At 41.8% G+C, this 942-nt stretch carries 1 protein-coding gene; it reads right to left on the reverse strand.

The features are described from left to right. Positions 1-914 (reverse strand): hypothetical protein (locus QZ995_RS23660; protein ID WP_301812399.1); only part of this gene is annotated, 914 nt, incomplete at its 3' end. Positions 915-942 lie beyond the last annotated feature (28 nt).

Raw genomic sequence — 942 nt, forward strand, 5'->3', positions numbered from 1 at the left:
CGATCGGACACAATCAAATAACCTTCTTTCGTTATTCCAAGAGCCTTTGATACAGTTGTATTGGTCAATAGAAGCGAAGCCCTCTTTGTCAAATCGTTATTGAGCGACATAAGAACATGCGTATTATCTAAATTAGAGGCAATATAAAGATTATCATTTGCGTCTATGACAAGGTTAGAGAGATATCCTCCTAAACTTTGCGGAACTCGTGCTAATACCTCTAGGTTTTTACTAATCTTTGCCGTTGGAAAGTAAATGATTTCGCCACTCGATACTACTCCTTTGCCACCATAGGAATATGATAGAGTTGCGTCTAATACCACTTCCCCTTTGAAGTTCAACTTACGAGCGCCGTTTGCTGACGCGCTCCAAAACAAATATATTCCTTCTGCTCCTATAGCAGAGCCCATTGAACCAGCTGAATTAGGGAGGGATTGCATCCACCTCGGTGCGCCTGCATTGGTTAAACTGAATACCTTGCCAAATGTTACCACGTATACGTTATCGCTACTGTCAACATAGATATGGTATCCACCGCCATTACTGCTATAGTCCGTGTAACTGCTACCAGAAGAGTCGTATTTGCGAACCTCTGACACAGTGAGAACCCACACGTTATCTTTTGAATCTACAACAACGTCATTGATAGCAGATGGCATCGTGATGCTCCAAGAAAGCCCGCCAGTTAGTAATTTTCTTTTTTCTAAGACTTTACGCGGTGAATCGTTCGTAAAATACACTTGGCCGCCCCATTTGTCCATTACGAAAAATTCAGAACCACGGCTATACGTTGTATCCCAACTTGCTTTTAACGTCCAAATAGGGTTGCTTAGGTTTACGTTACGAATGAGGCTATTCAGTTTATACTTTCCCAATCCTATTCCATGATCCCGTAATACCTCAGTACCGATCATTTTCGCTTCACCTCATTTACTGGATTTC

The organism is Brevibacillus laterosporus, from assembly GCF_030489605.1.
GTDB classification, from domain to species: Bacteria; Bacillota; Bacilli; order Brevibacillales; family Brevibacillaceae; genus Brevibacillus_B; species Brevibacillus_B laterosporus_E.